General features: G+C 51.9%; 3 protein-coding genes. All 3 read left to right on the top strand.

Annotation, left to right across the window (positions count from 1 at the left end):
- Positions 1–104: 104 nt before the first annotated feature.
- The 3 genes from DCW36_RS04000 to DCW36_RS03990 all read left to right on the top strand — a co-directional run bounded on the left by DCW36_RS04000 (position 105) and on the right by DCW36_RS03990 (position 4,987).
- On the top strand, positions 105–1,025 hold the full coding sequence (locus DCW36_RS04000; protein ID WP_114785033.1) for an SMP-30/gluconolactonase/LRE family protein: 921 nt from the start codon (positions 105–107) through the stop codon (positions 1,023–1,025).
- 231 nt (positions 1,026–1,256) lie between these two features.
- Entirely contained in the window at positions 1,257–1,793 is a 537-nt protein-coding gene (locus DCW36_RS03995) for a YfiT family bacillithiol transferase (RefSeq protein WP_114785031.1), read from the top strand.
- Between the two features lie 278 nt (positions 1,794–2,071).
- Entirely contained in the window at positions 2,072–4,987 is a 2,916-nt protein-coding gene (locus DCW36_RS03990; protein ID WP_114785030.1) for a triple tyrosine motif-containing protein, read from the top strand.
- Positions 4,988–5,466: the final 479 nt, after the last annotated feature.

The following is a 5,466-nucleotide window of genomic DNA, read 5'->3' as shown; positions in this document are numbered from 1 at the left end:
ACCCATTTCAAATCGAAAAATCCAAAAACAAGGTATAACATCTTTAATTACAGTAGATTATATAGATATAAAAAAGCAACGTTTGGACACTAATGACCCCCGCTATGAAACACCCTAAAACGATCCTTGCCTGCCTCAGCATCCTGCTCCTCCTGTTGCTGCCAATCCTGCTCCCGGCCCAAATTACCGACAAAACAGGCATAGTAGCCAAGGGAGCGCAGCTGGAAAAGCTTGGCGATGGCTACTCCTTTACCGAAGGACCAGCCGTGGATACGGAAGGGAATGTGTACTTCACGGATCAGCCGAACAACAAAATCATCCGCTGGTCGGCAGGTACCGGAGCACTCACTGTTTTCTCCGAAGAGGCCGGGCGCTCCAACGGGCTGTATTTCGACAAGCAGGGTAACCTGATAGCCGCTGCCGACATGGACAACCAGCTCTGGAGCTTCGATAAGTCCGGGAAACCGACGGTGCTCGTATCGGGCTACGACGGCAAGCTGCTCAACGGACCAAATGATATCTGGATAGCTCCCGACGGCGGCATGTATATTACCGACCCACTCTACAAGCGCAATTACTGGACACGGAACCCGGAAAGGCAGCAGGACGGGGAACACCTGTATTACCTGAGTCCCGGCCGCCAGCAGTTTGTCCGAATCGACTCCAGCTTTGTAAAGCCAAACGGCCTTATAGGAACCCCCGACGGCAGCAAGCTGTATGTAGCCGACCCCGGCGCCCGGGAAACCTACGTGTTCGACATCGGGAAAGACGGCAGGCTGATGAACAAAAAGCTGTTTGCCCCCATGGGCTCCGACGGCATGACCATCGATAACCAGGGAAATGTGTACCTCACAGGCAAGGGTGTGACCGTGTTCAGCAAAGAAGGCAAGCAGATAGCCCACATCCCTATCGACGAAAAGCACACCGCCAATGTGGTTTTCGGCGGGAAAGACCGGAAAATGCTTTTTATTACCGCCATGGGGAGTGTGTATGGGCTGAAAATGAAAGTAAAGGGGGTGCGGTAGAGGCTGTAAACTTCGCTCTGAACAGCGTTAAATTTACAGCCTTCTTACAGTTGCATAGCTAAAAGTTACAAGTACTGCTGCGCTTAACACTTGCGCCATTGGTAAAAAACAGGCACCTTGGAAGAGCAGCGGCAATGGAGGCAGGTGCAGCAGCCCAGGATCAATATCTTTGTTTATATTTAAAGCGCAGAAAAAGCAGGAACAAAGACTCAGTTTCACCTCCATCAGACCATGACATTCGATACCCAAAGATACCCGATTGGCCCGTTTGAAAAACCGGCAGAAATTACCGCGGAAGAAGTAGCGCAATGGATAGCGGCTATTGCCAGTTTCCCGGAACAGCTAAGCACAGCGGTGGCGCATCTGTCGGACGAGCAGCTGGACACGCCCTACCGTCCGGGTGGCTGGACCATCCGGCAGGTCGTGCACCACTGCGCCGACAGCCACCTGAACAGCTTCATCCGGTTTAAGTTAGCCTTAACCGAAGACAAGCCCACCGTTAAACCTTATTTTGAAGAGCGCTGGGCAGAACTGCCGGATGGCAAATTAGCCCCTGTTGCAACTTCCTTACACATCCTGGACGGCCTGCACCAGCGCTGGGCGCTCCTGCTCCGGAGTCTGTCCGCAACGGACCTAAAAAAAAGCTTCCTTCACCCGGAGCATGGCAAAGAAATTTTCCTGGACGAATGCCTGGGCCTGTACGCCTGGCATGGCCGGCACCACCTGGCGCACATTACCAACTTAAAGCAGCAGAAAGGCTGGCAGTAATATAGCCCTGTTTAGGTGCTGTCGTAACCGGAAAAGCCCGGCCTGTAGTTGCAGCTACCTCAAAAGTACATCCAGGAGCTGTGGTGGCAGGCCTGCTGCACCTGCCACCACAGCCGCTGCCGCTCCGGCTACTATTTTGCTCCTATATATAGGCAGGTGCGGTATTAATTTTATACCTTTGAAGTTGCTAACACATGTTAGACGGTTTTTGCATCCGGGAACGCTTCCGTCGCCTGGAACAAAACAATGTCAGCTAAAAACTGTCGTAAATTTTTTAGATGTATAAAAAGGTTCGGTTATACCTGCTACTTACCATCGTTTTAGTCTGCCAGGCGTTTGCTGCTGTTTCGCAGAATACGCCGGGGCTGGGATTTCCGTTTGTCCAGAACTACCCGAAGTCAGTTTACAAGTCAGGCAACAAGAACTGGTCTGTTACCAAAGACGAGCGGGGCGTGATGTATTTCGGCAACAACGAGGGCTTGCTGGCTTACGACGGGGAGCACTGGCAACTGCATAAGCTGCCGCAAAGCATCGTGGCCCGGGCAGTAGCCGCCGATGGCAAAGGGCGGGTGTATGTGGGCGGGTTCGCAGAGTTTGGCTACTGGTCCTACAACAAGGAGGGCAGGTATACCTACACCTCTCTAATTCCGCTGGTGCCGGAGTCTGTATCGCTCAGAAACGAAATCTGGAAGATTTATGTGGATGGTTCTAGAGTCTACTTCCAGTCCTTTTCTACCATCTACATCTATGAAAACGGGAAAATCAGGACGATCAGCGGGCAGGGCCCTTTTCTGTTTCTATTAAAAGCCGGGGATAAGTATTTTATCGAACGCATCGACAGGGGCCTGTACCAGGTACAGGGCGATTCGCTGCAGTTTGTCGCCAACGGCAAACTGGGGAAAGCCGGGGTGCATACGGTGCTGCCTTTCGGCGAAAACAAATTCCTGATCGGTACCTCCAAAGACGGCCTGTTTCTTTACGACGGGCAGGAGGTGAAGCCCTGGGCCAACGAGGCAAACGACTTCCTGAAAAAATACCAGCTCAACAACGGGGCGCTGGTGCAGGGCAAATATTTTGCTTTTGGTACCATCCTGAACGGTGTGGTAATTTTGGATGCGCAGGGGAGGCTGGTACAGCATATCAATAAGCTGAAGGGGCTGCAGAACAACACCGTACTAAGTTTATTTACCGATAAGGAGCAGAACCTGTGGGCCGGGCTGGATAACGGCATCGACCGCCTCGATGTCAACTCGCCGCTTTTCTATTACTTCGACACCTCGGGCAAGTTCGGAACTGTTTACACCAGCATCATCCACGAAGACAAAATATACCTGGGCACCAACCAGGGCCTGTTCTACAGCGAGTGGTCCGACCAGAAAAACCTGTCGCTGCAGTCGTTCGATTTTAAGATGATTGACGATACGCAGGGCCAGGTCTGGGATCTGAGCCTGGTAGAAGGGCAGCTGCTGTGCGGGCATAACGAGGGTACGTTCCTGGTAAAAGGCACCACGATAAAGAAAATTTCGGATGTAAAAGGAGGCTGGGTGATCAAGAAAGTAAACTCCAACCCGGACCTGCTGCTGCAGGGCACCTACACCGGGCTGGTCGTGTACAAAAAAGACAGCAACGGCGACTGGAGCTTGTCGCACAGAATCAGGGGCTTTAGCGAGCCATCGCTCTACCTGGAAGAAGACAATGCCGGGAATCTCTGGGTGAGCCACGACTACAGGGGGCTGCACAAACTCCGGCTGAGCGACGACCTGGCCCGTGTGGAGGCGGTCAGGAAGTACGATCAGCGGGACGGGCTGCCCGGTAACATCAACATCTATGTGTTTAAGCTGGAGAACCGTACGGTGTTTTCGTCCGACTCCGGTTTTTATGTGTATGACGAAATCAGCGACAAATTTATCAGGTACGAAGAGCTAAACCAGAAACTTGGCAGGCTGGCCAATGCCAGCAAGGTAATTAAAGCTACCGGGCAGAAGTACTGGCTCATAAACCAGGGCAGGGTAGCCATGGCCGATTTCAGTATACCCGGTCAGGTAGCCCTCAACACCAGCCAGTTTACCATGCTGAACGGGCACATGGTGCAGCTCTACGAAAACATCAGCCGCATCAGCAATTCCATGTACCTGGTTAGCATCGATAACGGCTTTGTAGTGTACAACGAAGCGGTGCAGCAGCAAAGAAAAACGAAGTTGCCGGCAGTTATCATCCGGAAAGTGCATAACACCACCAGCAGCTTTACCACGCTTACCGAAAGCGGAGCAGCTGCCAACGGACTGGAGATATCTTACAACGAAAACAACCTCCGGATTACCTATGCTTTGCCGTACTACAGCCCGGTGCAGCCCCGGTACCAGTATTACCTGGAGGGCTATTCCAGCAGCTGGTCAGACTGGAGCAGTGCCTCCGAAAAAGAATTTACCAACCTCGACTGGGGAAAGTACCGCTTCCTGGTACGGGCAAAAGTAGGCGAGGAGGCCGAATCGGCGGTAACGGCGTTTGAATTTACGGTACTGCCACCCTGGTATGCCACCACCTGGGCCTACCTGCTCTATGGCTTGCTGGCCATCCTGCTGCTTTTCCTGTTCCGGCACCTGTACCAGCGCAAACTGCAGCGCGACCAGCAGCGCATTCACGAAAAACTGGAGCGGGAGAAAGAAGAGTACCTACGGCAGGAGGCTATTGCCAACGAACAGCGGATTGTGCAACTGAAAAACGAGCAACTGGAAGCTGAACTGGCTTCCAAAAGCAGGGAACTGGCCAATTCCGCTTTAAACATTGTTTCCAAAAATGAGCTGTTGCAGAGCCTGAAAGATGAAATTGCGCAGCTGAAAGACGCCGGCGGTAAAAAGCTGCCCGACGATCACCTGAAAAAGATACAGAAGATTATTGGAGAGGGCATGAGCAGCGAACGGGACTGGAACCTGTTTGAAAACAGCTTTAACGAAGCGCACGAAAATTACTTCCGGAAACTAAAAGCACTGCACCCCGAACTCTCTCCCAACGATCTAAGGTTTTGTGCCTTTCTCCGGATGAACATGTCCAGCAAAGAGATTGCCTCGCTGCTCAACATTACGGTGCGGGGCGTAGAGATCCGGCGCTACCGCTTGCGCAAGAAACTGGGCCTGGAGCACGAGAAAAACCTGGTGGAGTACCTGATGGAGGTGCAGACGGTGGATCAGCCCTGATCGGTATAAGTACTATTTGCCTTTTAATGAAGAGCAGAGACTATGGTGGCAGGTGCAGCAGAACCTTTCTGAACTGTTGATGATGGTGATGGAGTGATTACTGTGATTTAATGCTTGCTTAAAAGTCTGCTGCAGCTGCCACCACTCCCGCTGCTCCTCGAAAATAACTGCCGAACGCTCTTTCGGATGTCTTCATCCGAAAGTAAACTGCCGGGGATCTCCGGATCCCCGTAAACCAAAAGCAGAGCACCAACATGAAGTCGATGCTCTGCTTTTAATGGCCGCGAGTAATACCAAGTAGTTAGCTTGACTGCAGTTCGCCCACAAGGTACTGTCTTAAAAGTCAAGTTTTTTTATAGGATAATTTTGTTATCTTTGTCTTACCCAAAAGAGAGCTCCCAGCCGAAAGGTCACGGATGTTCATCTTGTGTAGCCCCGCTAGCCGGGGCTACTTTTTTATGCTGCTGCGCAGCAACCCA

The organism is Botryobacter ruber, from assembly GCF_003347595.2.
GTDB lineage: Bacteria > Bacteroidota > Bacteroidia > Cytophagales > Hymenobacteraceae > Pontibacter > Pontibacter ruber_A.
This window is presented reverse-complemented; position numbering and strand designations above follow the sequence as displayed.

Excerpts from the sequence above, each read along its gene's own strand:
- DCW36_RS04000 (WP_114785033.1), top strand. The coding sequence starts at position 105 with ATGAAACACCCTAAAACGATCCTTGCCTGCCTCAGCATCCTGCTCCTC.
- DCW36_RS03995 (WP_114785031.1), top strand. The coding sequence starts at position 1,257 with ATGACATTCGATACCCAAAGATACCCGATTGGCCCGTTTGAAAAACCG.
- DCW36_RS03990 (WP_114785030.1), top strand. The coding sequence starts at position 2,072 with ATGTATAAAAAGGTTCGGTTATACCTGCTACTTACCATCGTTTTAGTC.